At 69.1% G+C, this 26,107-nt stretch carries 22 protein-coding genes and 1 pseudogene; 8 read left to right on the forward strand and 15 right to left on the reverse strand.

The features are described 5' to 3' along the window. From J3476_RS17600 to J3476_RS17610, 3 genes are all read right to left on the reverse strand, one after another. The coding region (locus J3476_RS17600) for a VWA domain-containing protein (protein WP_207067694.1) at window positions 1-924 on the reverse strand (924 nt) is incomplete at its 3' end. Beyond that, a complete protein-coding gene (locus J3476_RS17605) occupies window positions 924-1,811 on the reverse strand; it encodes a MoxR family ATPase (RefSeq protein ID WP_152517814.1) in 888 nt (295 codons plus the stop codon). The genes J3476_RS17600 and J3476_RS17605, both read right to left, overlap by 1 nt. A gap of 18 nt (window positions 1,812-1,829) precedes the next feature. Continuing rightward, complete coding sequence (locus tag J3476_RS17610; protein WP_207067695.1) at window positions 1,830-3,089, reverse strand: glutamate-5-semialdehyde dehydrogenase; 1,260 nt, start codon at window positions 3,087-3,089, stop codon at window positions 1,830-1,832. A gap of 58 nt (window positions 3,090-3,147) precedes the next feature. Between J3476_RS17610 and J3476_RS17615 the strand changes: the two genes are divergently transcribed. The 5 genes from J3476_RS17615 to J3476_RS17635 are packed head-to-tail and all read left to right on the forward strand — an operon-like array spanning window position 3,148 to window position 7,277. After that, on the forward strand, window positions 3,148-3,999 hold the full coding sequence (locus J3476_RS17615) for a ribokinase (protein WP_207067710.1): 852 nt from the start codon (window positions 3,148-3,150) through the stop codon (window positions 3,997-3,999). A 16-nt stretch (window positions 4,000-4,015) separates the two neighbouring features. Further along, window positions 4,016-4,834: an enoyl-CoA hydratase/isomerase family protein gene (locus tag J3476_RS17620; protein WP_207067696.1), complete on the forward strand. Its 819-nt coding sequence runs from the start codon at window positions 4,016-4,018 to the stop codon at window positions 4,832-4,834. 53 nt (window positions 4,835-4,887) lie between these two features. Continuing rightward, window positions 4,888-5,217 (forward strand): helix-turn-helix transcriptional regulator, encoded by a 330-nt coding sequence (locus J3476_RS17625; RefSeq protein WP_207067697.1) that lies wholly within the window; start codon window positions 4,888-4,890, stop codon window positions 5,215-5,217. After that, on the forward strand, window positions 5,217-5,831 hold the full coding sequence (locus J3476_RS17630) for a cation transporter (RefSeq protein WP_207067698.1): 615 nt from the start codon (window positions 5,217-5,219) through the stop codon (window positions 5,829-5,831). Before J3476_RS17625 ends, J3476_RS17630 begins: the two co-directional genes overlap by 1 nt. Window positions 5,832-5,879: 48 nt before the next feature. Further along, entirely contained in the window at window positions 5,880-7,277 is a 1,398-nt protein-coding gene (locus tag J3476_RS17635; protein WP_207067699.1) for a wax ester/triacylglycerol synthase family O-acyltransferase, read from the forward strand. Between the two features lie 2 nt (window positions 7,278-7,279). Here the strand turns inward: J3476_RS17635 and J3476_RS17640 are convergent, their stop codons facing one another. Genes J3476_RS17640 through J3476_RS17650 form a run of 3 tightly spaced genes read right to left on the reverse strand, consistent with a single transcriptional unit; the run spans window position 7,280 to window position 12,237 of the window. Then, window positions 7,280-9,343, reverse strand: coding sequence for an NAD(+) synthase (locus J3476_RS17640; RefSeq protein WP_207067700.1), 2,064 nt, complete (start codon window positions 9,341-9,343; stop codon window positions 7,280-7,282). A 3-nt stretch (window positions 9,344-9,346) separates the two neighbouring features. Beyond that, window positions 9,347-11,161: a glycoside hydrolase family 15 protein gene (locus J3476_RS17645; protein WP_207067701.1), complete on the reverse strand. Its 1,815-nt coding sequence runs from the start codon at window positions 11,159-11,161 to the stop codon at window positions 9,347-9,349. Continuing rightward, complete coding sequence (locus tag J3476_RS17650; RefSeq protein ID WP_286183281.1) at window positions 11,158-12,237, reverse strand: glucose 1-dehydrogenase; 1,080 nt, start codon at window positions 12,235-12,237, stop codon at window positions 11,158-11,160. The genes J3476_RS17645 and J3476_RS17650 overlap by 4 nt, the downstream gene beginning before the upstream one ends. Window positions 12,238-12,314: 77 nt before the next feature. Between J3476_RS17650 and J3476_RS17655 the strand changes: the two genes are divergently transcribed. From J3476_RS17655 to J3476_RS17665, 3 genes and pseudogenes are all read left to right on the forward strand, one after another. Beyond that, window positions 12,315-12,821 carry a hypothetical protein gene (locus J3476_RS17655; protein ID WP_207067702.1) on the forward strand — a complete coding sequence of 169 codons (507 nt, stop codon included), beginning with the start codon at window positions 12,315-12,317 and terminating at the stop codon, window positions 12,819-12,821. A gap of 80 nt (window positions 12,822-12,901) precedes the next feature. Beyond that, window positions 12,902-13,318, forward strand: a pseudogene (locus J3476_RS17660) (Hsp20/alpha crystallin family protein); the annotation flags it as partial. Between the two features lie 180 nt (window positions 13,319-13,498). Further along, the gene (locus J3476_RS17665; protein WP_207067703.1) at window positions 13,499-14,335 is read left to right on the forward strand and encodes an NAD-dependent protein deacetylase; all 837 of its coding nucleotides are present in this window, start codon (window positions 13,499-13,501) and stop codon (window positions 14,333-14,335) included. Between the two features lies 1 nt (window position 14,336). Here J3476_RS17665 and proB read toward each other — a convergent pair whose 3' ends face one another. The 9 genes from proB to J3476_RS17710 all read right to left on the reverse strand — a co-directional run bounded on the left by proB (window position 14,337) and on the right by J3476_RS17710 (window position 26,010). Continuing rightward, window positions 14,337-15,437, reverse strand: coding sequence for a glutamate 5-kinase (proB, locus tag J3476_RS17670; protein WP_207067704.1), 1,101 nt, complete (start codon window positions 15,435-15,437; stop codon window positions 14,337-14,339). Continuing rightward, a complete protein-coding gene (obgE, locus tag J3476_RS17675) occupies window positions 15,434-16,885 on the reverse strand; it encodes a GTPase ObgE (RefSeq protein ID WP_207067705.1) in 1,452 nt (483 codons plus the stop codon). Before obgE ends, proB begins: the two co-directional genes overlap by 4 nt. A gap of 84 nt (window positions 16,886-16,969) precedes the next feature. Continuing rightward, complete coding sequence (gene rpmA, locus J3476_RS17680; protein WP_152517827.1) at window positions 16,970-17,236, reverse strand: 50S ribosomal protein L27; 267 nt, start codon at window positions 17,234-17,236, stop codon at window positions 16,970-16,972. A gap of 17 nt (window positions 17,237-17,253) precedes the next feature. Beyond that, window positions 17,254-17,577, reverse strand: coding sequence for a 50S ribosomal protein L21 (gene rplU / locus J3476_RS17685; RefSeq protein WP_152517828.1), 324 nt, complete (start codon window positions 17,575-17,577; stop codon window positions 17,254-17,256). A gap of 157 nt (window positions 17,578-17,734) precedes the next feature. Then, window positions 17,735-20,767, reverse strand: a complete 3,033-nt coding sequence (locus tag J3476_RS17690; RefSeq protein ID WP_207067706.1) for a ribonuclease E/G — start codon at window positions 20,765-20,767, stop codon at window positions 17,735-17,737. A gap of 318 nt (window positions 20,768-21,085) precedes the next feature. Further along, window positions 21,086-21,496, reverse strand: a complete 411-nt coding sequence (gene ndk / locus J3476_RS17695) for a nucleoside-diphosphate kinase (RefSeq protein WP_152517830.1) — start codon at window positions 21,494-21,496, stop codon at window positions 21,086-21,088. Between the two features lie 10 nt (window positions 21,497-21,506). After that, a complete protein-coding gene (locus tag J3476_RS17700) occupies window positions 21,507-21,896 on the reverse strand; it encodes a DUF4233 domain-containing protein (RefSeq protein WP_207067707.1) in 390 nt (129 codons plus the stop codon). Beyond that, window positions 21,893-23,311: a folylpolyglutamate synthase/dihydrofolate synthase family protein gene (locus J3476_RS17705; protein WP_207067708.1), complete on the reverse strand. Its 1,419-nt coding sequence runs from the start codon at window positions 23,309-23,311 to the stop codon at window positions 21,893-21,895. Before J3476_RS17705 ends, J3476_RS17700 begins: the two co-directional genes overlap by 4 nt. Beyond that, complete coding sequence (locus J3476_RS17710) at window positions 23,308-26,010, reverse strand: valine--tRNA ligase (protein ID WP_207067709.1); 2,703 nt, start codon at window positions 26,008-26,010, stop codon at window positions 23,308-23,310. The genes J3476_RS17705 and J3476_RS17710 overlap by 4 nt, the downstream gene beginning before the upstream one ends. Between the last annotated feature and the right edge of the window lie 97 nt (window positions 26,011-26,107).

Below are 26,107 nucleotides of genomic sequence, written 5' to 3' on the forward strand. Positions count from 1 at the left end.
GACCAGTTCCGGGCGGGCCGGGTGGGGTTTCTTCAGCACGACGTCGATCGGCACCCCGCCGGTGGACATCGACTTGCGCAGCGTCTTGCGCAGATCGATCTCCCCGGCCCGGGAGCGGCGCCGCCGGGCGGCCAGCCGGGTGGCCAAGGTGCGGGCCAGCGGTGCCACCACGCGGCGCATCTGGCGGAGTTGTTCGCCGGAGGCACGCAGGAACTCGACGTTCTCGGCCAGTTGAGGGACACCGTAGGTCTGGACGTGTTCGCGGCCCAGCTGCTCGGCGGTGCGTCGCTTGGTCTCGGCCTCGACCATCCTGCGCAGCTGCGCGATGCGCTGCGCGGCCAGCGCCTTGGCGATCTGTTCCTGGGTCGGGGTGGGTTCCTCGCCGTAGGGGGCGAGCAGACCGGCCAGCAGTCGGCCCTCCAGGTCGTCGAGGCTCATCGACTTGAGGGCCTGATAGGACGAGTACGACGGGCCGCGGCTGGAGTTGTACCGGCCGTAGGCCTCGACGATCTGCGCGATCATCGCGGCCAGTCGTTCGTCGAGGTCGGCCACGTCGTCGTTGTCGGCCAGCATGTCGACCAGCGCGCTGCGCAACGCCTCGATGTCCTCGGGCGGCAGGCCCTCCTCGGTGTCGTCGTCGGCGAGCACGGTCTTGGCGCCCAACGCGGCCGGGAAGTACAGGTCGAACAGCACGTCGTAGGTGTCGCGGTGATCGGGTCGGCGCAGCACTGCGCACGCCAGACCTTCGCGCAGCACCTCCCGATTTCCCAGCCCGAGGGTGGCCATCACCTGCCCGGCGTCGACCGTCTCCGACGGGCCCACCGAGATCCCCTGCCTGCGCAACGCCTCGACGAACTCGACCAGATGCCCCGGGATGCCGTGCGGCGCCAGGGGTTGCGGGGGTCGGGTGCGTCGGGGTGCCATCAGTTGAGCCTCAGCTCCCCGGCAGCCTTGACCTGATCGGACTGGTGCTTGAGCACGACACCGAGCGTGGCGGCGATCATCTCGTCGTCGATGGTGTCCAGACCCAGCGCCAGCACGGTGCGGCCCCAGTCGATGGTCTCGGCCACCGAGGGCACCTTCTTGAGCGCCATGCCGCGCAGCACCCCGATGATCCGGACCAACTCGTCGGCGATGCGCTCGGGCAGCTCGGGCACCCGCGACAGCAGGATGCGCCGCTCGAGGTCGGCGTCGGGAAAGTCGATGTGCAGGAACAGGCACCGCCGCTTGAGCGCCTCGGACAGCTCCCGGGTCGCGTTCGAGGTCAGCACCACCAGCGGCTTGCGTTCGGCGACGATGGTGCCGAGCTCGGGCACCGTCACCGCGAAATCGGACAGCACCTCCAGCAGCAGGCCTTCGATCTCGATGTCGGCCTTGTCGGTTTCGTCGATCAGCAGCACGGTGGGGTCGGTGCGCCGGATCGCGGTCAGCAGCGGACGGCTGAGCAGGAACTCCTCGGAGAACACGTCCATCTTCGTCTGGTCCCAGTCGCCCTGACCGCCCTGGTTGCCGGTCTGGATGCGCAGGATCTGCTTGGCGTGGTTCCACTCGTAGAGCGCGCGCGCCTCGTCGACACCCTCGTAGCACTGCAGCCGCACCAGTCCCGAACCCGTCGCCTGGGCCACGGCGCGGGCCAACTCGGTCTTGCCGACACCGGCCGGACCTTCGACCAGAAGCGGCTTGCCCAGGCGGTCGGCCAGGAACACCGCGGTGGCGGTCGCGGTGTCGGGCAGGTACCCGGTTTCGGCCAGCCGCCGGGCGACATCGTCGATGTCGGCGAACAGCGGTGCGGGGCGTGCGGGGACGCTCACTGGATGATCTCTCCTGACTCAGGCCGGACGCGTGTGGCCGTCTCCCCACACGATCCACTTGGTCGACGTCAATTCGGGCAGACCCATGGGTCCTCGGGCGTGCAACTTCTGGGTGGAGATGCCGATCTCGGCGCCGAAACCGAACTGTTCCCCGTCGGTGAACGCGGTCGACGCGTTCACCATGACCGCCGCGGCGTCCACCCGTTCGGTGAACCGCTGCGCAGCGGCCAGGTCTGTGGTGACGATGGCCTCGGTGTGGCCGGTGCCGTATTCGTTGATGTGCTCGACGGCACCGTCGACACCGTCGACGACGGCCAGCGCGATGTCCATCGACAGGAACTCGGCGCGCAGTTCGGCGTCGGAGGGGTCGGTGTGCACCGTGACCCCTGCTGCCTGCAGCGCACCGGTCAGGCGGGGCACCGCGACGTCGGCGATCGCGGCGTCGACCAGCAGCGACTCGGCGGCATTGCACACGCTGGGCCGCCGCGTCTTGGCGTTGAGCAGGATGGCCTCGGCCATGTCGAGGTCGGCGGAGGCGTGCACGTAGACGTGGCAGTTGCCGACACCGGTCTCGATGGTGGGGACCTGGGCGTCGCGCACGACGGCGTCGATCAGCCCGGCGCCGCCGCGCGGGATCACCACGTCGACGAGGCCGCGCGCCTGGATCAGGTGGGTGACGCTGGCGCGGTCCGCGCTGGGCAGCAGCTGGACACTCTCGCAGTCCAGGCCGTCGGTCACCAGCGCCGCGCGCAACGCGTCGACCAACGCGCTGTTGGATTGGGCCGCCGAGGAGCTTCCGCGCAGCAGCACGGCATTGCCGCTCTTGAGCGTCAGCCCGAACGCGTCGACGGTGACGTTGGGCCGGCCTTCGTAGACGATGCCGACGACCCCGAGCGGCACCCGCTGTTGGCGCAGCTGCAGCCCGTTGGGCAGGGTGCGGCCCCGCAGCACCTCCCCGACCGGATCCGGAAGGCCGGCGACCTGACGCAGCCCGTCGGCGATGCCTTCGATACGGGCCGGGTCGAGGGCCAGTCGGTCCAGCATCGCCGCCGGCGTGCCGGCGTTCCGCGCGGCCTCCAGGTCGCGTTCGTTCGCCTCGAGGATCGTGCGCGTGTTCATCAGCACGTAGTCGGCGGCGGTGCGCAGCGCGTGGTTCTTGGTGTCCGTGCTCAGGGTCGCCAAGGCCCGGGCGGCGCTACGCGCCCGGCGGGCGGCCTCGTGCACCTGCGCCCGCAGGTCATCGGCGACGTCGCTGCGTGAGGGAGCGGGCAGAACCATTAGCCCAGCTTATCGGACCTGCCCGCGCCGTCTCACCCGAGGAGCTAGCGTGAGCGCCATGCCTGCGCAGGTGTGTGTGGTCGGCAGTGTCAACGTCGATCACACCTTCACCGTCGACGCGCTGCCACAGCCCGGCCAGACGGTGTTGGCCGCGGCACTGACATCCGCACCGGGCGGGAAGGGCGGCAACCAGGCGGTCGCCGCCGCTCGCGCGGGCGCGTCGGTGCAGCTGATCGCGGCGGTGGGCACCGACACCGCCGCCGATCAGCTGCGCTCCCACCTCAGCGCCAACGACGTGGGACTGGCTGGTCTGGTCACGGTTCCCGGACCCAGCGGCTCGGCCGTGATCCTCGTCGACGCCCACGCAGAGAACTGCATCGTCGTCGCCCCCGGCGCCAATGCCCATCTGACGCTGGCCTCAGGGGCGCTTCGCGCAGTGATCGCCGACGCCGACGTGGTGCTGCTGTCCCTGGAGATCCCGGTCGACACGGCCCGGGCGGCCGCGCGCACCGCGCGTGATGCGGGCGCGACCGTCATCGTCAACGCCTCGCCCGCCGGACCGGAGGTCCGCCGGCTGGCCGGTCTCGCCGATGTCGTGGTGGTCAACGAGACCGAGGCTCAGGCATGGGATGACGGCGCGGTCGCGCACCTGATCGTCACCCGCGGTGCCCGCGGAGCGGCCCACCACGGCGAGGGCGGGCGGTTCGATGTGCCCGCCCCCGCGGTGGAGGCGGTCGACACGACCGGTGCCGGCGACGTGTTCGCCGGGGTGCTCGCCGCGTCGTGGCCCGACGGTTTACACACCGCGTTGCGGCGTGCGTGTGCGGCCGGGGCGTTGGCGACGCTGGCGCTCGGCGCCGGCGACTGCGCGCCCTACGCTGAGGCCATCGACGACGCCGTGAACCCCTGACCGAAGGAATCTGCCGATGACGAACACGCCCCGCCCGCCCGACGGCGACTGGCTCGGCACGCCGTATCTGAGGTTCACCCGGGAGGGCCCCTTCGGGGTGTGCACCCTCGACCGGCCCCAGGCCCGCAACGCCATGACGCCGGCGATGTACTTCGGCATCCGCTATGCCGTGCGCCACGTCGACGCCGACCCGGATCTGGCCGGCTTGCTGATCACCGGAACCGGCGACGTGTTCGCCCCCGGCGGGGACATGGGCGGCGGCGACGGTTCGGACAACTGGCTGACTTTCGGGTCGGCGCTGGGAATGGACGTGACGCCGTTCGAAACGCTGCGGCAGTCCGTGAAGCCGGTGGTGTCGGCGGTCAACGGGCTGTGCCAGGGGGGCGGCATGCAGATCGCACTGTGCAGCGACATGGCCGTGGTCAGCGACCGCGCCACGTTCCGGGTGCCCGAACTGCTGCGTGGCATCGCCGACACCTACTACAGCCAGATGCTGGCGCGGCTGATCGGACCAGTGCGGACCCGGGATCTGATGTTCACCGGCCGCACCCTGACCGCGGCCGAGGCGCACGAGTGGGGGCTCGTCGCCCGGGTGGTGCCACACGACGACCTTCTCGAGTCCGCCCGCGAGGTGCTGGGTCAGTGCGCGCGGACCGCGCCCAGAGCCCGCAGCGTGGTGAAGTCCAGCCTTGACAGCTACCTGGGCCTGTTCGACCGCATCGGCATGCAGGCCAGCTATTCGTCGGCGGAGGCGGCCGAAGGGTTCCGGTCGTTCAAGGAACGCCGGTCACCGAACTGGGTGCACCCCGATCTGCGAGTCGACGGGCGACTCTGACACTCAATAGTTCAGATTGCGCTGAATTCATCACTGGCTGTACCGTTCCGACCATGCAGACGGCTTTGGGCGTCGGTGCTCTCTCCCGGTTCGGCTACGCGCTGTCGGATCCCACCCGGACCGAGATCCTGCTCCTGTTGCGCGAGGGGCCGGGCTACCCGTCCGAACTTGCCGAACGCATCGGAGTCTCTCGCCAGATCCTGTCGAATCACCTGGCCTGCCTGCGCGGCTGCGGGCTCGTCAGCGCCTGCCCGGAGGGCCGGCGCACCCGCTACGAGCTCTCCGACCCGCGGATCGCCCACGCCCTCGACGAACTACTCGGAATCGTGCTGGTCGTCGATCCCGCCTGCTGCCCCGCCGCCGAGGACCAGGACTGTTGCTGATGACGGGACCGACCCCCACCCGGCGGGCGGTACTGACCCGCCGGGTACGACTGCTGGTTGCCGCCACGATCAGCTACAACGTCGTCGAGGCCGTCATCGCGCTGGCCGAGGGCACCCGGGTGTCCTCCTCGGCTCTGGTCGGGTTCGGACTCGACTCGACCGTCGAGGTGGCCTCGGCCGCCGCCGTGGCGTGGCAGTTCTCGGCGCGCGACCCCGAGACCCGCGAGAAAGCGGCGCTGCGCTTCATCGCGTTCTCGTTCTTCGCGCTGGCGGCCTACGTCAGTGTCGATGCGGCGCTGTCGCTGGCCGGCATCGGTGAACCCCAACCGACGACGATCGGGATCGCGCTGGCCGCGGCGAGCCTGGTCATCATGCCGGCGCTGTCGCTGACCCAACGTCGCGCCGGACGCGAACTCAATTCGCGCTCGGCGGTCGCCGACTCCAAACAGACGCTGCTGTGCGCCTACCTGTCGGCGGTGTTGCTGGCCGGCTTGGTCCTGCACAGCCTGCTGGGCTGGACGTGGGCCGATCCGGTCGCCGCGCTCGGCATCGCTGCGCTTGCGGTGCGGGAGGGCATCGAGGCCTGGCGCGGCGACCCCTGCTGCGCCAACTGAGGACTTCCGGCCCTGCCCCAAGAACGCGTCAGCGCGCAGTGTGACGGCATGGAACACCTCAGCGCGCTCGACGCGGGCTTCCTCGAAGTCGAGGACGCCGACCCCCACATCAGCATGGCCATCGGCGGCATCGCGGTGTTGACGGGTCCGGCTCCGGACTTCGACGCGCTGATCGGGCTCATCGCCGACCGCATCACTGCCGAGCCGCGCCTACGGCAGGTGCTCCGCACCCGGCCCTGGGACCTCAGCGCCCCCGAATGGGTCGACGACCCCGCGTTCGACATCACCCATCACGTGCACCGGGTAGCCGTCCCGCGCCCCGGCGACGACGCTGCGCTGCACCGCCTGACCGCCGACATCATGGGTCACCGACTGGACCGCAACCGCCCGCTGTGGGAGTCCTGGGTCATCGAGGGCCTGGCACAGAATCGATGGGCGGTCCTGACCAAGATCCACCACTGCATGGCCGACGGGGTGTCCGCCGCCCGGATGCTGGGCCGCCTCTTCGACGAGGCGGCCGGCCTGCGGGTGGTCAGCGCTACCACTGCGACACCGGCCGGCCCCCCGTTGTTGTCACTGAACCCCCTGCGATGGGTGAGCTCCGCGTGGCGCACCTCGACCGAAGTGGCCAACGTTGCCGTGCAGGCGGTGCACGGCGCCGCCGAGATCGCCGGCGGGCTCATCCGGCCTGCGGCATCGACCCTCAACGGCCCCGTCAGCGACATGCGACGGTTCGCGCTGGCCGAGGTGTCGATGGCCGACGTCGACAAGGTGTGCGAAAGGTTCGGTGTCACCGTCAACGACGTTGCGCTGGCCGCGATCACCGACAGCTTCCGGTCAATGCTGATCAACCGTGGCGAGACACCCAGGCGCACCTCGCTGCGCACGCTGGTGCCGGTGTCGCTGCGCGGGTCGGCGGCAGACCCGCGCGCCGGGGATCCCGACAACCGGGTCGCGGCGATGCTGCCCTACCTTCCGGTGGACCTGCCCGATCCGCTGCAGCAACTCCAGACCGTGCACCGCCGGCTGACCACCGCCAAGAAGAGCGGTCAACGCGAGGCGTCGAGCATCTTCGTCTCGGCGGCCAACCTGATCCCGTTCGCGATGAGCGCCTGGACGGTACGCGCGTTCAGCCGGCTGCCGCAGCGCGGGGTCGTGACCCTGGCCACCAACGTGCCCGGGCCACGGCACCGGCTGCAGATCATGGGCCGCGAAGTCGTGCGGCTGGCACCGATCCCGCCGCTGGGCGCCCAGCTGCGCACCGCCGTGGCCATCCTGAGCTACGCCGATCACCTGGCATTCGGCATCCTGGCCGACTACGACCACGCTCCGGACGTCGACGACCTCGCCGCCGGAATCGCTCGCGCGGTCACCCGTCTCGCCGAACTCAGTGCGGTGCCGCACCGCTCCACCGCGTTGGGCACCCTGGCGCTGGTGGTCGGCTGACGTCACTCCGCCGGGATCGACCGTTCGATCTCGTCGAGCCAGGTCCGCGCCGACATGTCCGACGGCGCCCGCCAGTCCCCGCGCGGGGACAACGACCCACCCGCTGACACCTTGGGGCCGTTGGGAATCGCCGAGCGCTTGAACTGCGAGAACGAATAGAACCGCTGGGCGAACACGGTCAGCCAGCGACGGATCTCGGCGAGGCTGTACTCCGGTCGGTCGTCCTCGGGGAATCCGGGCGGCCACGAACCGGCCGCGGCATCGTGCCACGCGTGCCACGCCAGGAATGCCACCTTCGACGGACGGAAGCCGTAGCGCAACACCTGGAACAGCGAAAAGTCCTGCAACGCATAGGGGCCGATCTTGGCCTCGGTGCTCTGGATCTCCTCGTCCTCGCCGGCCGGAACGAGTTCGGGGGTGATCTCGGTGTCCAGCACCGACTGCAGCGCCACATTGATCGGATCCTCGGCCGGCCCGAACTGCTGCGCCGAGATCACCCAGCGGATCAGATGCTGGATCAGCGTCTTCGGTACACCCGAGTTGACGTTGTAGTGCGACATCTGGTCGCCCACACCGTAAGTGGACCAGCCCAGCGCGATCTCCGAGAGATCACCGGTGCCCAGCACGATGCCGCCGCGTTGGTTGGCCAGCCGGAACAGGTAGTCGGTGCGCAGACCAGCCTGCACGTTCTCGAACGTGACGTCGTAGATCTTGGCCGGGTCCTTCTCCCCCAGCGCGAACGGGTGACCCATCTCGCTGAGCATCAGCTCGGCGCTCGGTCGGATGTCGATCTCGCTGAAGGTCACCCCGAGCGCGTCGCACAACGCAACGGCATTGCTCTTCGTGCGGTCGCCGGTCGCAAAACCGGGCAGGGTGAACGCCAGAATGTCGCTGCGCGGACGCTGCAACCGGTCCAACGCGCGCGCCGCAACGATCAGGGCGTGAGTGGAGTCCAGCCCGCCCGAGACCCCGATGACGATCTTGGGCGCACCCAGCGCACGCAGCCGCTGCTCCAGCCCGGACACCTGAATGTTGTAGCCCTCGTAGCAATCCTGTTCCAGCCGTGCGGGATCGGACGGCACGAACGGGAAACGCTCGACGTTGCGGCGCAAACCGATGTCTCCGGGCGGCGGGTCGAGCAGGAACTCCACCCGCCGGTAATCGTCGTCGGAGATCTCGTGGTGCACCCGATTGTCGTCGAAGGTGCCCATCCGCAGCCGTTCGTTGCGCAGCAGTTCCAGGTCGACGTCGGCCACCGAACGGCGGGGCCCTTCGGGAAACCGTTCCGAGGAGGCCAGACAGCGACCGTTCTCCCAGATCATCGTCTGGCCGTCCCAGGCGAGGTCGGTGCTGGACTCACCCTCGCCCGCGGCGGCGTACACGTAGGCCGCCAGGCACCGGCCCGACGCCGACCGCGCCAGCAGCGAGCGGTCCTCGGCCCGCCCGATCGTGATCGGGCTGCCCGACAGGTTGGCCAGCACGGTCGCCCCGGCCAACGCGGCCAGCGCGCTCGGCGGAACCGGGACGAACATGTCCTCACAGATCTCGACATGCAGGACGAAGCCGGGAACGTCGGTGGCGGCGAACAACAGGTCGGCGCCGAACGGAGCGTCGACGTCGCCGATGCGGATGACGCCCTGAACGTCGTCGCCGGCAGCCATCTGACGCTTCTCGTAGAACTCCCGGTAGGTGGGCAGGTAGGACTTGGGCACCACGCCGAGGACGCGGCCCCGATGGATGACGACCGCGGAGTTGTAGATGCGGTGCCCGAACCGCAGCGGTGCACCGACCACCAGCACCGGCATCAGGGTTGCCGAGCCGGCAACGACCTCGAGCAGCGCCTCGTGCACGGCCTCCAACAGGGCGTCCTGCATGAGGATGTCGTCGATCGAGTAGCCCGACAGCGTCAGCTCGGGAAAGACCGCCACCGCGACACTGTCGGCGTCGCAGTCGCGGGCGGTGGCCAGCACCGATTCCGCGTTGGCGGCGGGGTCAGCCAGCGCGGTGTGCTGGGTGCAGGCCGCGACCCGGACGAAGCCGTGCTGGTATGCCGAGTAGAAGTCCATGCCTCATTGTGTCCCGTCGCGTACCGCACGTTGACCGGAGGCACCCGAGGTCTCGGTGTGCGTGCCCGAGAGCTCCCTGGCGGTGTTGATCAGGCCCACCAAGCTGAAGGCCTGCGGGGTGTTCCCCACGTGCCGCGCCGTGGCCGGGTCGTACTCCTCGCTGAGCATGCCCACATCGTTGCGCAGGGCCAGCAAGCGCTCGAAGAGATCCCGCGCCTCCGCGACGCGGCCGATGCCGAACAGCGCATCGGCCAGCCAGAAGGTGCAGGCCAGGAATGCGCCTTCACCGCCGGGTAGACCGTCGACGCCGTGCTCGGTTCGGTAACGCAGCAGAAAACCGCCGTCGACGGTGAGGTCCCGCTGCACCGCATCGACGGTGCCGACCACCCGGGGGTCGTCCCAGGGCAGAAAGCCGGTCCGCGGAATCAGCAACAGCGACGCGTCCAGGCTCGTCGAACCGTAGTACTGCGTGAACGTATTGCGTTGCGCGTCAAAACCATGCGTACACACATCGGCGTGGATGCGGTCGCGCAGCGCCCGCCACCGCTCGACGGGTCCGGGGAGCCCGTGATTCTCCACCGAGCGCACCGCACGGTCCACCCCGGCCCAGGCCATGACCTTGGAATGTACGAATTGCCGTCGAGGACCGCGGACCTCCCAGAGACTGTTGTCGGGCTGCTGCCAGTTGCCCTCCAGAAAGTCCAGCAGGGCCAGTTGCACATCCCAGGCCGTGTCGTCGGTCGGGATGCCGGCGTCACGGGCAAGGTGCAGGCCGTCGAGCACCTCGCCCCACACGTCGAGCTGGAACTGGCCCGCCGCGGCGTTGCCGATTCTGACCGGTCGCGAATTCTCGTAGCCCCGCAGCCAGGTCAGGTCTTGCTCGGGTAGCCGGCGACTGCCGTTGAGGCCGTACATGATCTGCAATGTCGCGGGATCGCCGGCGACGGCCCGCACGAGCCACTCGCGCCACTGGCGGGCTTCGGCGACGTACCCGGTCCCCAGCAGCGCCTGCAGGGTGAACGTTGCATCACGCAGCCAGCAGTAACGGTAGTCCCAGTTGCGCGACCCGCCGAGGTCTTCCGGAAGTGACGTCGTCGCGGCTGCGACGATCCCGCCGGTGGGCGCGTAGGTCAGCGCTTTGAGCAGCAGCAGCGACCGGCGGACTTCGGCCTCCCACGGCCCGGTGTAGTCGCAGTGCGCCATCCAGCTCGTCCAGAAATTCTCCGTCGCGGCCAGGGACTGCTCGGCATCGACGAGGCGGGGCTTCGGGTGATGGGATTCGGCATAGGCCAGGACGAAGGGGATTCGTTGTCCTGCTTCGACGTCGAAATCGGCGACGGTGGCGAGATCCTCACCGCGCAGCGGTACCGGCGTGCGCAACCAGGTCGAGTCAGGGCCGGCGACCGCGACCAGATCGTCGTCGTGACGGCGGACCCACGGCACGACATGGCCGTAGTCGAAGCGCAGTCGCAGGTCCATGTGCATCGGCACCCTCCCGGCGACACCTTCGACGATGCGCACGATGTCGGGCTCGGTGCCACGGGGTGGCATGAAGTCGATGAGGCGCACCGTGCCTTCCCCGGTGCCCCACTCGGTTTCGAGGATCAACGTGTCACCCCGGTAGCCGCGGCGCGTCGCGCGCCCGCCGCCGGCGGGTGCGATCTGCCAGCGTCCTGCTTCGCGGTCGTCGAGCAGCGCGGCGAAACAGGCCGGGGAGTCGAATCGCGGCAGCGACAGCCAGTCGATGGCGCCGTCACAGCCCACCAGCGCGGCGGTCTGCAGATCACCCAGCAGCGCGTAGTCCTCGATGCGGCTCACGCGGCCGCCTGCAGGTCGATGACGACCTTGATGTCATCGTGGCCCTCGGACGGCCGGAAGGCCTCGGCGGCGCGCTCCAGCGGAACCCGGCGGGTGATCAGACCGGCCAGCCAGTCCCGGTCGGCCTTGGCCAGGGCGTCGGCGGCGGCTCGGTAGTGGCGCAGGTTCGCGTTCACCGAACCCACCACGGCGTCGTTCTCCAAGACGATCTCGCGGTTGAGCCCGCCGGCGTCGATCTGCACCGTGCGGCCTCGGGGCGACACCCCGGTCAGACAGACGATGCCGTACTCGGCGGTGTTCGTCATCGCGTCGATGACGACGCTGCTGGCGCCGGTCGCCTCGATGACCACGTCGGGTGCCAGGCGCTTGGTGACGGCATCGACGGAGTCGGTGTGGTAGGTCGCGCCCAGGGACCGCGCCAGTGCGGGTTTGGCGCCGTCGGTGACCCGGTCGAGCACATGGACATCGAGTCCACGTTGGGCGCCCAGCATCGCGGCCAGCAGACCGATCGGCCCGGCACCGGTGACCAGGACCCGTTTCGGATCGAACCAGCTGCGCTCGCCGATGCGGACGATCTGTTCCCACGCTTTCGCGACCACCGTGGTGGGCTCCATCAACACGCCCACGTTGGCGAGGCCGGGATCGAGTTTCACCGCGTAGTCGACGGACACCGTCCAGCGCTGACTGCCGTAACCGTCGGTCTCCTTGATGCCGCGCTCGGTGTAGCGACCGTTGCGGCACATGTCGAACTCTCCGATCGCGCAGGCGCCGCACGGGACGGGGTCGGGGCGGCGCACCACGCCGACGACGATGTCGCCGCGGCTGAAGTCGCCGGCTTGCGGGCTTTCCAGGACGCGGCCCAGTGATTCATGCCCGATCACCAACCGGTCCCGGTTCGTCGGCGCCCATCCGTAGGACCCGTGGGCGATCTCCCGGTCGGTTCCGCACACCCCCAGCGCAAGCCCCTCGACCAACAATTCGCCGCTGCCGGGCGAGGGTTCGTCCACCTCGGTCACCGCCAGGGAGTCCGCGTCGCCGGGCCGCACCGTCAACGCCCGCATCACCGCTGAAGTCACGCGCACACGGCTACCCGGAGCACCCGATCCGAAACGGCACACGTTTGACCAGCTGTGAAGCGGGTAGGACCTCGGTGATGGCTACTGCACACCGACAGAAAAGAGTCCTCGCCACCTGCGCGGCCGCCGCGTTGACGTTGCCGCTGAGCGGATGCCTCGACGCCGTGATGGGGTCCTCGGACCGCGGTGCGGACGCACCTTCCGAGCTGGAGACCTCGGTGGACAGCGCCTATCTCGTGCCCACCTATATCGCGTCGTGTGAAATCCAGGCCGGTGACAGCGGGGTACTGCGGTTCACCGCGACCAACACCCGCATCACCGAAACCGAGCGGCTGCTGTCGGTGACCACTCCCGCGGCTGCGGACATCCGGTTCGAGCCCCCGCTTCCCGTCGACATCCCGCCCGAGGAGACCGTCGCGGTCAGCAGGGACGTCCAGGGCGCACCGCGCCTGGAGGCGGTGGTGCAGGACCTCGACGAATCCACGCGGACCGGTGAGGGCGTCGAGGTGTTCTTCGAGTTCGAGAAATCCGGGGTCATCAACATCCTCGTGCCCGTCGAGGCGTGCCCCACCCAGGTGGAATAGCACCCGAGTTGGCTTGGCGTTCGCCTCTACGCACCGAAGTCGACCCGCGGATTTCTCCTGGCACGCGCATTCTGGACGCCGTGAACAAGGTTGCCACCCAACGTCCTTCGCGCCCTCTGCTGTCCGACTTGGCCGAGCTGATCGAGACAGTGCCGGCATTGGCGGCGCTGCGCCCGCTCTTCGAGAACCGCACGATGCGCATCGAAGACGAACTCTACGACGACGTCTACGAAGTCCGTGCCGAGTTGCCCGGCGTGGACCCCGACGACGACATCGACGTCACCGTGCGTGACGGCAAGCTGACGATCAGCGCCCAGCGATCGGGACCGGACGAGAACTGCGGGCGCTCGGAATTCGCCTACGGAACGTTCACCCGAACGGTGACGCTGCCCGACGGCGCCGACGCCGACGAGATCAATGCCACCTACGACCGCGGAATCCTCACCGTGTCGGTGCCGCTGTCCGACGAACACCGCATCGAACGTCACATCGAGGTCGTCGAGATCATCGCGATCGACGACGATGACGACGATGATGACGACGATGACGTTCTGGACGACACGGGCGACGGTCGGGACGAGGCGGATCTGAGCGACCATCGTGATGACCAACTCGCCGCCAACGGCGCTGACCAGCACGAACACGCCTGAACTGACTGATCGCCTACATTTGACGGGGTGGAAGCACCCGAACTGGTCGCCCTGCTGCAGGACAGGCGCACCGCCGTGCTCACCGGGGCGGGCATGTCCACCGATTCGGGCATTCCGGACTACCGGGGACCGGACTCGCCGCCCAGCAACCCGATGACCATCCGCCAGTTCACCTCTGATGCAGCGTTCCGGCAGCGGTACTGGGCGCGGAACCACCTCGGCTGGCGACACATGGATCAGACGATGCCCAACGCCGGGCACCGCGCGCTGGCTGCGCTGCAACGGGCCGGAATCGTCAACGGGGTGATCACCCAGAACGTCGACCTGCTCCACACCAAAGCGGGCAGTCCGGGCGTGATCGACCTGCACGGTAGCTATGCCCGGGTGGTGTGCCTGGACTGCGGGCACACGATGACTCGCGCCGCGCTGGCCGACCTGCTCGAGCAGGCCAACCCCGGATTCGCCGCCCGGGCCGCCACGCTCGGCGGCATCGCGGTGGCCCCCGATGCGGACGCGATGGTCAGCGACACCGCGTCATTCCGGATCGTCGACTGCCCCCGGTGTGGCGGCATGCTCAAGCCCGACATCGTCTACTTCGGTGAGAGCGTGCCCAAAGCCCGCGTGGATCAGGCGTACTCACTCGTCGATTCCGCTGACGCACTGTTGGTGGCGGGGTCGTCGCTCACCGTGTACTCGGGTTTCCGCTTCGTCCGCCATGCGGCGGCCAAGGGCATGCCGGTCGCGATCATCAACCGCGGACCCACCCGTGGTGACGACCTGGCCGACGTCAAGATCGACACCGGGTGCTCGCCGATGCTCGCATTGCTTGCCGACGAGTTGCCGGCGCTGGCGAGTTCGGCCTGACCTACACCGCGACCAGGTCGTCGGCGTGCACGGCCGGCCTGCGCATCTCAGTCGGCAGGTCTGAGGTGGACCGGCCCAGCATGGTCGCCAACTCGCCGGCGTCGTAGGCGACCACACCCCGGGCGACCATGGTCGAATCGTGGGACCGCAATTCGACGACGTCGCCACCGAAGAACCGGCCGGACACCGCGGTGATTCCGGCTGGCAGCAGCGAGCGCCGTTGTCGCACAACGGCATTGACCGCACCGTCGTCGAGGGTCAAGGAGCCGGCCGCTTCGGCCGCGTATCGGACCCAGAACCGCCGTGCCGACATGCGTTGCGGACGGGGTGCGAACACCGTGCCCACCGAGGCGTCGGACAGCGCCGCGGCGGCGTCGGAGGCGGCGGCCAGCAGCACAGGTACTCCGGCGTCGGCGGCCAGCAGTGCCGAGGACAGCTTCGAGACCATCCCGCCGGTGCCCAGGTGGCTGCCCTGACTCGCCGTGACCCCGGCCAGATCGTCGGGGCCGGCGACCTCGGGCACGAACCGCGCATCCCCCTTGCGGGGATCGCTGTCGTAGAGGCCGTCGATGTCGGACAGCAGCACCAGCGCGTCGGCGCCGACCAGGTGGGCCACCAGCGCCGAGAGCCGGTCGTTGTCGCCGAACCGGATCTCGTTGGTCGCCACAGTGTCGTTCTCGTTGACGATCGCCACGGCATGCAGCGCCCGCAGCCGGTCCAGGGTGCGCTGTGCGTTGGTGTGCTGGACCCGCATCGAGATGTCGTGGGCCGTCAGCAGGACCTGACCGACCGTGCGCTGGTAGCGGCCGAACGCGGCGCTCCACGAGTTGACCAGCGCGACCTGACCGACGCTGGCGGCGGCCTGCTTGGTGGCCAGATCGGTGGGCCGACGGGTCAATCCGAGCGGTTCGATGCCGGCCGCGATGGCGCCGGAGGACACGATCACCACATCGGAGCCGGACTTCATCCGAGCTTCGATCGCATCGGCGAGGCCTTCGAGCCGGCTGGCGTCGAACATCCCCGACGGCGTCGTCAGCGCCGTGGTGCCGATCTTGACGACGACCGAGCGCGCTGTCTTGATGGAGTCGCGATGCCGGCTCACGGCCGATCCTCGTCGGGGGTCTCCCGCCGAGCCTTGCGGGCCGCCTTACGTTCGTCGGCGGAGACCCGCTCGGTCTGCTCGAGCCGGACGTCGGTACCACGCCCCGACATCGGTGTGTCCACGCCGGCCGGAGTCTGCGGCTCCCAGTCGAAGGTCATCTCACCGATCGTCACGGCACAGCCCGGTTTGGCACCCAACTTGAGCAACTCGTCCTCGACACCGAGCCGGGCCAGCCGGTCGCCCAGGTAGCCGACGGCCTCGTCGTTGTCGAAGTTGGTCTGCGCGACCCACCGCTGCGGCCGGACACCGCGCACGACGAACCCACCGGAACCGTCCGATTCCACCGTGAACCCGCTCTCGTCGACGGCGACGGGACGGATCACCGGCCGGCGCGGAGCCACCTCCGGCTGGGCGGCACGGTACGCGGCGACCATGTCCCACAACGCGAAGATCAACGGCCGCAGACCTTCTCGGGTGACCGTCGACACTTCGTAGATGGGCCAGCCGAACTTCTCGGCGATGTCGTCGCGGACGAATTCGGCGAGCTCACGGGCCTCGGGGACGTCGATCTTGTTCAGCACCACCGCGCGTGGGCGCTCGGCGAGATCGCCGAGCATCGAATCACCCTGCAGCGTGGGCGTATAGGCGGCGATCTCGGCTTCCAGCGCCTCGATGTCGGAGACCGGATCGCGTCCCGGCTCCAGCGTGGCGCAGTCCACGACGTGCACCAGCACCGCGCAGCGCTCGATGTGCCGCAGGAACTCCAGGCCCAGCCCGCGCCCCTCGGAGGCACCCGGAATCAAACCGGGCACGTCGGCGACGGTGAACGTCTGCTCGCCCGCCGAGACCACACCCAGGTTGGGCGCCAACGTGGTGAAGGGGTAGTCGGCGACCTTGGGCTTGGCCGCTGAGATCGTCGACACCAGCGAGGACTTGCCGGCCGACGGGAAACCCACCAGGCCGACGTCGGCGACCGTCTTGAGCTCCAGCGTGAGGTCGCGGATCTCACCCTTCTCGCCGAGGAGAGCGAAACCGGGGGCCTTGCGGGCACGCGAGGCCAGCGCGGCATTGCCGAGGCCGCCGCGACCGCCGCTGGCGGCTTCGAACCGGGTCCCGGCACCCACCATGTCGGCGAGGACGCGGCCGTCCTCGTCGAGGACCACGGTGCCGTCGGGGACCTTCACCTCCAGGTCCGCACCAGCGGCGCCGTCCCGGTTGCTGCCCGCGCCCTGCTTGCCCGAGGGCGCGACGACGTGCGGATGAAAATGGAAATCCAGCAGCGTGTGAACCTGCGGATCGACGACGAACACCACGCTTCCGCCGCGCCCGCCGTTACCGCCGTCAGGACCGCCGAGGGGCTTGAACTTCTCGCGGTGCACCGAGGCGCAGCCGTTGCCGCCGTTACCCGCCCGCGCGTGAATGACGACGCGGTCGACGAAGCGGGGCATGGTCGTTCCTTTCCGACGAACGTGACGGTATGGCGAGTATCAGGTCAACCCTCGCGGCAACGTCACGTTCGCGGCGAGGAACCTCTAGGCGTCGGTACGCGCGGGGCGGACGACGTTGACAAACTTGCGGCCCCGCTTCATGCCGAACTCGACGGCGCCGGGCGCGGTGGCGAACAGCGTGTCGTCGCCGCCCCGGCCCACATTGACGCCGGGATGGAAATGAGTACCCCGCTGGCGGACGATGATCTCGCCGGCCTTGACGACCTGCCCGCCGAACCGCTTGACGCCGAGCCGCTGGGCGGCTGAATCGCGACCGTTGCGCGAGCTGGAAGCGCCCTTCTTGTGTGCCATTTCTGTCGCTCCCGTCGTTACTTGATGCCGGTGACCTTGAGCACCGTCAGCTGCTGACGGTGGCCCTGGCGCTTGTGATAGCCGGTCTTGTTCTTGAACTTGTGAATGCGGATCTTGGGGCCCTTGGTGTGCTCGAGCACCTCACCGGTGACCGCGACCTTCTCCAGCGACTTCGCATCGGTGGTGACGTTCGCGCCGTCCACGACCAGGGCGACCGGCAGCGACACGGTTCCGCCCGGCTCGACGTCGAGCTTCTCCACCTTGACGATGTCGCCGGCCGCGACCTTGTACTGCTTGCCACCGGTCTTGACGATCGCGTACGTGGCTTTATCGGCTGCCATCGGTAGGTCTTCCTCTGTCTCGCGTGCGGGCGCGCATCACCGGGTGGGGTGCGCGCGGGTTCGGGTGGGATCTCGTCCCTGTCTTCGGCCCGCCGTCGGCTCGGCCTGCAGACAACTGGTCAAGGGTACGTGACCAGCGGGGAGAGGGTCAAACCGCTCAGTCGGTCGAGGGCGGTCCGGCGGGTCGTGCCGCGGCGCGCCTGCGTGGTCGCCTCCCCGGCGCGGTCGCCGTGACCGGCTCGTCGTCGCTCCGGTCCTCGGCGGATCCGTTGATCACGTCGAGGTCGTCTTCCAGGTCGTCCTCGTCCTCGTCGTCGTCGGAATCGAGATCGAGCTCGTCGGTCTCGTCGTCCTCGCTGTCGTCATCCGAGTCGTCCGTGTCGTCATCGCTGTCGTCGTACTCGTCGTCGAGATCCTCCTCCGAGGTGCCCGAAACGGCCCGCCGGATGGTGTCGGGCTCGAGTTCGGCGACTTCTTCGGCGTCACCGGTGTCGATGGACGTGCCGCTCTCGTCGTCCTCGTCGTCGTGCTTGCCGTTGGCCGCAGCCATCGCCTTGAACATCGGGTGTTCGCCCGGGCTGTGCGCCGGCACCTTGGCAACCTGCACCTCCTGCTCGCGGGCGCCACGCTTGCCGCGCTTGCTGCGGCGACCGCCGCCCGACTCGGACTTTCGTCCCGAGCCCGACGAGGCGGAGTCGACCGGATCGCCGTGCAGGACGATCCCCCGACCTCCGCAGTGTGTGCACGTCGAGGAGAAGGCCTCGATCAGGCCGGTGCCGAGCTTCTTGCGCGTCAGCTGAACCAGGCCCAGCGACGTCACTTCCGACACCTGGTGACGGGTGCGGTCGCGAGCCAGCGCCTCGGTCAGCCGCCGCAGCACCAGGTCGCGGTTGGACTCCAGCACCATGTCGATGAAGTCGATCACCACGATTCCGCCGATGTCGCGCAGCCGGAGCTGACGCACGATCTCCTCGGCGGCCTCGAGGTTGTTGCGGGTGACGGTCTGCTCGAGGTTGCCGCCCGAGCCGGTGAACTTGCCGGTGTTGACGTCGACCACCGTCATGGCCTCGGTGCGGTCGATCACCAGCGAGCCGCCGGAGGGCAGCCACACCTTGCGGTCCATCGCCTTGGTGAGTTGCTCGTCGACGCGGTGCACCGCGAACACGTCGGGCGCGTTGTTCGCATCGGAGGGCGGCTCGTACTTGGACATCCGCGGCAACAATTCGGGCGCGACGGACGTCACGTAGTCGTTGATGGTCTTCCACGCGTCCTCACCGGAGACCACCAAGCCGGTGAAGTCCTCGTTGAACAGGTCGCGGATCACCTTGACCAGGACGTCGGGCTCCTCGTAGAGGGCCACCGCGGCGCCGGCCTTCTTCTTGGTGATCTCGGCAGCCTTGGACTCGATCTCGGTCCAGCGCTTCTGCAACCGCTCCACGTCGGAGCGGATGTCTTCTTCCTTGACGCCCTCGGAGGCGGTGCGGATGATCACCCCGGCCTCGGCGGGGACGACCTCACGCAGGATCTCCTTGAGGCGCTGACGCTCGGTGTCGGGCAGCTTGCGGCTGATGCCGGTCGACGACGCGCCGGGCACGTAGACCAGGTAGCGGCCGGCCAGCGACACCTGGGTCGTCAGCCGTGCGCCCTTGTGGCCGACGGGGTCCTTGCTCACCTGTACGACCACGTAGTCGCCCGGCTTGAGGGCCTGCTCGATCTTGCGGTTGGCACCGCCCAGACCGGCGGCCTCCCAGTTGACCTCGCCGGCGTAGAGCACTCCGTTGCGGCCGCGGCCGATGTCGACGAAGGCCGCCTCCATCGACGGCAGCACGTTCTGCACGATGCCGAGGTAGATGTTGCCCACCAGCGACGCCGACGCCGCCGAGGTGACGAAGTGCTCGACCACCACGCCGTCCTCGAGCACGGCGATCTGGGTGTAGCGAGCGCCCTCGTGCGGCGGCTCGGTCCGTACCTTGTCGCGGATCACCATCCTGCGTTCGACGGCTTCGCGCCGAGCCAGGAATTCGGCCTCACTCAGGATGGGCGGACGCCGACGGCCGGCGTCGCGTCCGTCGCGGCGGCGCTGCCGTTTGGCTTCCAGCCGGGTGGAGCCGCTGATGCCCTGGATTTCCGAGTCGCCGCCGGAAGACTTGCCGCCGTCGCCCTTGCCCGACTGACGCGGCTCGCGCTCATGGACGACCGTGTTGGGCGGGTCGTCGGGAGAGGTGCCGCTGTCGTCGTCGTTGCTGGAGCCGGACTTGCGTCGCCTGCGGCGCCGGCGGCGGCGGTTGCCGCCCTCGGTCGACGACGAGTCGTCGTCATCGGAGTCGTCGTCGGAGTCTCCGGAGTCGTCCGAGTCGCGGTCCGACTCCGCTGAGTCGTCGGCGCTGTCGGCCTCGCCGTCGGGCCCGTCGTCGCCGTTCTGCTCACCCCGGCCCCGGCCCCGGCCCCGGCGGCCCCGCCGTCGCCGTTTACCCGAGGGGCGTTCGGACTGTCCCTCGTCGGAGTCGGAGTCGGTGTCGTCGGCGTCGGAGTCCTCGCCGGTGTCGGCGACGTCGTCCTCGTCGTCGGTGTTGGCGCGGCGCTCCTGGTAGCGGACCGGCTGAGGCGCGACGAACAGCGGCAGATAGTCGGCGGCCGCCGTGGTCTGCGGCGCGGGCGTCTCCAGGATCAGCCGCGACTCGGGTTCCTCCTCGGCAGCCTCCGCCGCGGGGGTCTGTGCGGTAGCGGGTTCGACGAGATCCGCCGGCGGCTCGGCCGCGCTGTCCACGAGCGGCTCGGTCCCGCTGTCCACACGCGGCTCGGCCGCCGTATTCACAGGCGGCTCGGCCGCCATATCCACAGGCGGCTCGGCCGCCATATCCACAGGCGGCTCGGCCGCCATATCCACAGGCGGCTCGGCCGCCGCGTCACCGGTGACTGCTTCGCTCGACTCCGCCTCGGCCAGCGCCTGGCGGACCCGGTCGGCTTCCTCGCGGCCCACGGTGGAATGCGCGCTGCGGGCGCGGCCGTCGAGCTCCACCAACGCGTCGATGATCTTTCGGCTGGTGGTCCCGAGGACTCTGGCCAGCGAATGCACCCTCAGGCGTTCGGGAGGGGGCGCCTCGGTCGCGTTCCCGGCGGAGTCAGCAGCGGGCTGCGTCTCTTCCGGGAGGTCGTGGGCTGAAGCGTGAAAATTGTCATTGTCGGCCACGTATTCTCCTCAAGCCCCCGGGCGCGTCGTTTGCTGACGCGGCCACGCGAGGGCTTCCGATTTGTGTCCGGGGCCCTGCTTGCTCGGTACTCCCGCACTTGTACTGGTCTTGCTCCGGGCGCTCCCGAAAGAGTCATCCCGGTGCCGGTCTGAATGATGGCTGGACGGTCTGCGCCACACCGCGGTAGCGGTGGTCGCGCGCGTCTAAGTCTTCATTCGGATGATCGACCCGGGGTTGTCAGGTCGGTCACCCGTCGCCAGTATCCCACATCGAACGGAGCGAACCGACAAGGCGGCCGAAGCCGGTGCGGCGCGGAGCTACCGCCCGGGGAACCAGAGCTCGATTTCACGGACCGCCGAGTCCGGCGAATCGGAGCCGTGCACCAGGTTGAACTGGGTTTCCAGTCCCAGGTCGCCGCGGATCGTGCCGGGCGTGGCCTTCTCCACCGGATCGGTGCCCCCGGCGAGCTGACGGAACGCCGCCACGGCGCGCGGGCCCTCCAGGATCGCGGCGACCACGGGTCCCGAGGTGATGAACTCCAGCAGCGACGGGAAGAACGGCTTGCCCTCGTGTTCGGCGTAGTGCGCACGTGCCAGCTCGTCGCTGACATCCTTGAGTTCCAAGGCCGCGATGGTGAGGCCCTTGCCTTCGATGCGGCGAAGGATCTCGCCGATGAGGTGGCGCTGGACGCCGTCGGGCTTGATCAAAACAAGGGTGCGCTCGGTCACGGCCGACAGCCTAATCGGTCGGGGGCTGCTGGCCGGGCAGCAGGCCGCGCTTCTGCCGGCGCAGCACCTCGGCCCGCAGGTAGGCAATGAGCAGCCACACCACGGTGAACAGCAGCCCCATGAAACCCACGCCCGGATAGATCACCCAGCCCGCGATCAGCAACGCCTGTACCGCGAGATTGGCCCAGATCGCCCACGGACGCTTCTGCACGCCGGCCATGAGCACCAGCAGCACAGCGACCCCGACGAGGTAACCGGTCGAGAGTGCGGTGAGCCCCCCGCCGACCGCGCCGACGACCGGGAGGGCGAGCAGCACGACGATGGATTCCAGAATCAGCGTGCCGGCCATCACGCCGCGAAAGCTCTTCCAGGGGTCGGGCCCCTGCGTCGGCTCCGTCATGCCGGGTCCTTCCCGAACAGCGAGCGCGCGGCCCCCGCGGTGACCACCGATCCGGTGATGACGATGCCCGCCCCGCTCATACCGCCGGCACCCTCGGCGTCGGTGGCGGACTCCTCGACCAGGGCGGTGGCGGTCTCGATCGCATCCGCCAAGGTCGCGGCCGCAACCACCCGCTCCGGCCCGAAGCGTTCCTCGGCCTTGACCATCAGCCCCTCCACGTCGAGGGCACGCGGCGAACCGTTGCGCGTGACCACGATGCGGTCGAGGACCGGTTCGAGCGCGGCCAGGATGCCGTCGACGTCTTTGTCGGCCATCACCGAGACCACGCCGACCAGGAATCGGAAGTCGAACTCCTCGCCGAGCGCGGCCGCCAGCGCGGTGGCGCCGGCGGGATTGTGTGCAGCGTCCAGGAACACCGTCGGCGCACTGCGCATCCGCTCGAGTCGACCGGGTGCGGTGACCGAGGCGAATCCGGCCCGTACCGCGTCGACGTCGAGTTGGCGCTGCGCGCCCGCGCCGAAGAACGCCTCCACGGCGGCCAGCGCGACCGCGGCGTTGTGGGCTTGGTGTTCGCCGTGCAACGGCAGGAACACCTCCGAGTACACCCCGCCGAGCCCCTGCAGTTCGAGCAGCTGGCCGCCGATGGCGGTCTGTCGACTCAGCACCGCGAACTCCGAGTCCTCGCGGGCCACCGCCGCGTCGGCACGCACCGTCTGCGCCAGCAGGGCCTCCATCGCCTCGGGCGTCTGCCTGGCCAGAACCGCGACCGTGTCGGTCGGGACGAGGTCTTCGGGCTGTTTGGTGATGATGCCGGCCTTCTCGGCCGCGATCTCGCCGATGGTGTCACCGAGGTAGTCGGCATGGTCCATGCCGATCGGCGTGATGACCGCGACCGGGGCGTTGACGACGTTGGTCGCATCCCAGCGCCCACCGAGGCCCACCTCGACGACCGCGACGTCGACCGGGGCGTCGGCGAAGGCGGCGAACGCCATCGCGGTGACGACCTCGAACTTGCTCATCGGCGGCCCACCGGCCTGCTCGGACTGCTGGTCGACGAGCTGGACGAACGGCTCGATCTCGCGGTAGGTGTCGACGTAGGTCGCCGGGCTGACCGGCTTGCCGTCGATGGCGATGCGTTCCACCGCGGACTGCAGGTGCGGGCTGGTGGTGCGGCCGGTGCGCCGGTGCAGCGCGGTGAGCAGAGCGTCGATCATCCGGGCCACCGACGTCTTGCCGTTCGTTCCGCCGACGTGGATGCACGGGTAACCACGCTGCGGGGACCCCAGGATCTCCATCAGCGCCGAGATGCGCGCGGTGCTGGGCTCGATCTTGGTCTCCGGCCAGCGCTGATCGAGCAGGTGCTCGACCTGCAGCAGTGCGGCGATCTCGTCCGGCGTCGGCTCGGGTGCGCTCATGGGGTGGGCAGCGCGCTCAGTCGGGCCGTGATGCGCTCGACCTCTTCCTCGGCCAGCTGTTGGCGGGCCCGGATCTTGTCGACGACCTCGGCCGGCGCCTTGGCCAGGAAGCCTTCGTTGGACAACTTGCCGGTGGTGCCTGCCAACTCCTTGCGGGCCGCGGCGAGGTCCTTCTCGAGGCGGCGCCGTTCGGCCGCGACGTCCACGGTGCCCGACGTGTCGACCTCGACGACGACCGTGGTCCCGGACAACCGGACCTCGACCGAGGCCGACGGCGCGAAGTCGTCCCCGGGCGGGGTCAGCCACGCCAGCGCGGTGACCGCCGGCACGTGGGAGTCCAAGCCCGCCGCGGAGACGTCCGACAACCGGGCGGGCACTTTCTGCCGGTCGCCCAGCCCCTGATCGCTGCGGAATCGGCGGACCTCGGTGATCAGCTTCTGCATGTCGGCGACACGTTGGGCGGAGCCCTGGTCGACAGTGAAGCCGCTGGGGGCCGGCCAGTCGGCGACCACCAGTGATTCCGCCGCGCCCGTGGCCTCACCCCCTTGTGCGGTCAGTGTCGTCCACAACACCTCGGTCACGAAGGGCATGACCGGGTGCAGCAGTTTCAGCAGCGTGTCCAGCACGCTAGCCAGTACCGCCGTGGTATGTGAAATACCCTCCCCGAGTTGTACTTTGGACAACTCGACGTACCAGTCGCAGAACTCGTCCCAGGCAAAGTGATACAACGACTCGGAGGCCCGGCTGAACTCGTACGCGTCGAACGCCGAATCGACTTCGGCGCGAACTTCTTCCATCCGGCCCAGGATCCAGCGGTCGGCGTCGGTGAGTTCTTCGGCCGGCGGCAGGGACGCCGGGGCCGCGCCGTTCATCAGGGCGAACCTGGTGGCGTTGAACAGTTTCGTGGCGAAGTTGCGAGACGCGCGGGCGTGGTCTTCGCCGATGGCCAGGTCGCCGCCGGGGCTGGCGCCGCGAGCCAGCGTGAAGCGCAGCGCATCGGCACCGAACATCTCCACCCAGTCGAGCGGGTCGATGCCGTTGCCCCGCGACTTGCTCATCTTGCGGCCGTGCTCGTCGCGAATCAGCCCGTGCAGGAACACGTTCTCGAACGGCACCTGCGGTGCTCTGCTGCCGTCGGCGGTGATGGCCGGATCGTCGGCGACGAACGTGCCGAACATCATCATCCGCGCCACCCAGAAGAACAGGATGTCGTAACCGGTGACCAGAACGGTCGTCGGATAGAACTTGGCGAGCTCAGGGGTCCGGTCCGGCCAGCCCATCGTGGAGAACGGCCACAGCGCCGAGCTGAACCAGGTGTCGAGGACGTCGGGATCCTGTTCCCAGCCTTCCGGCGGCGTCTCGTCCGGTCCGACGCAGACGGTCTGCCCGTCCGGACCGTGCCAGATGGGAATTCGGTGACCCCACCACAACTGACGGGAGATGCACCAGTCGTGCATGTTGTCCACCCAGGCGAACCAGCGCGGCTCCAGGCTGGGCGGATGGATCACGGTGTCACCGTTGCGGACCGCGTCACCCGCGGCCTTGGCCAGCGACTCGACCCGGACCCACCACTGCAGGCTCAACCGCGGCTCGATCGGCTCGCCGCTGCGCTCGGAGTGGCCGACGCTGTGCAGGTAGGGGCGCTTCTCGTCGACGATGCGACCCTGCTCGGCCAGCGCTTCCCGGACCGCGACCCGGGCCTCGAAGCGGTCCATGCCGTCGAACCGCGTTCCGGTGTCGGCGATCCGTCCCTTGGTGTCGAGCATCGACGGCATCGGCAGCTGGTGCCGCAGCCCGATCTCGAAGTCGTTGGGGTCGTGGGCCGGGGTGACTTTGACTGCACCGGTGCCGAATTCGGGGTCGACATGCCCGTCGGCGACAACGATGATCTGACGATCCAGAAACGGGTGCGGCAGAGTCTGCCCGACCAGGTGGCGGTAGCGATCGTCGTCGGGGTGCACCGCGATCGCGGTGTCACCGAGCATCGTCTCGAGCCGCGTGGTGGCCACCACCAGGTGTGGTTCGTCGTCGCTCATCGAGCCGTAGCGGAACGACACCAGCTCGCCTTCGACGTCCTCGTACTTGACCTCGAGGTCGGAGATGGCGGTCTGCAGCACGGGCGACCAGTTCACCAGCCGCTCGGCCTGATAGATCAGCCCCGCGTCGTAGAGCCGCTTGAAGATGGTGCGCACAGCTCGCGACAACCCGTCGTCCATCGTGAAGCGGTCGCGGCTCCAGTCCACACCGTCGCCGAGGCGGCGCATCTGCCCGCCGATCGTGCCGCCGGATTCGCGCTTCCAGTCCCAGACCTTCTCCACGAACAGCTCGCGGCCGAAGTCCTCTTTGGTCTTCCCGTCCGCGGCAAGCTGCTTTTCCACGACGCTCTGGGTGGCGATGCCGGCGTGATCCATGCCGGGCAGCCACAGCACCTCGTAGCCCTGCATGCGTTTACGCCGGGTCAGAGCGTCCATCAGGGTGTGGTCCAGGGCGTGGCCCATGTGCAGGCTGCCGGTGACGTTGGGCGGCGGCAGCACGATCGAGTAGGCCGGCTTGGCACTGGCGGGATCAGCGGTGAAGTAACCGGCTCGGACCCAGCCCTCGTACAGGTCGCTTTCCACCGCCCCGGGGTCCCACGATTTGGGCAGGGCATCGAGGCCGGCGCTGTGGGCGTCTCGGTGGGCGATCGGCTGGGAGGTCACCGAGCCATTCTAGGAAGCGGCTGGGAGGTGGTTCCTCCCCCGCCCGAAACCCGCCTTATTTCTTTTCGCCCAACTACCCGCCCTACTTCTTCCCGCC

The organism is Mycobacterium sp. PO1, assembly GCF_017312405.1.
GTDB lineage: Bacteria > Actinomycetota > Actinomycetes > Mycobacteriales > Mycobacteriaceae > Mycobacterium.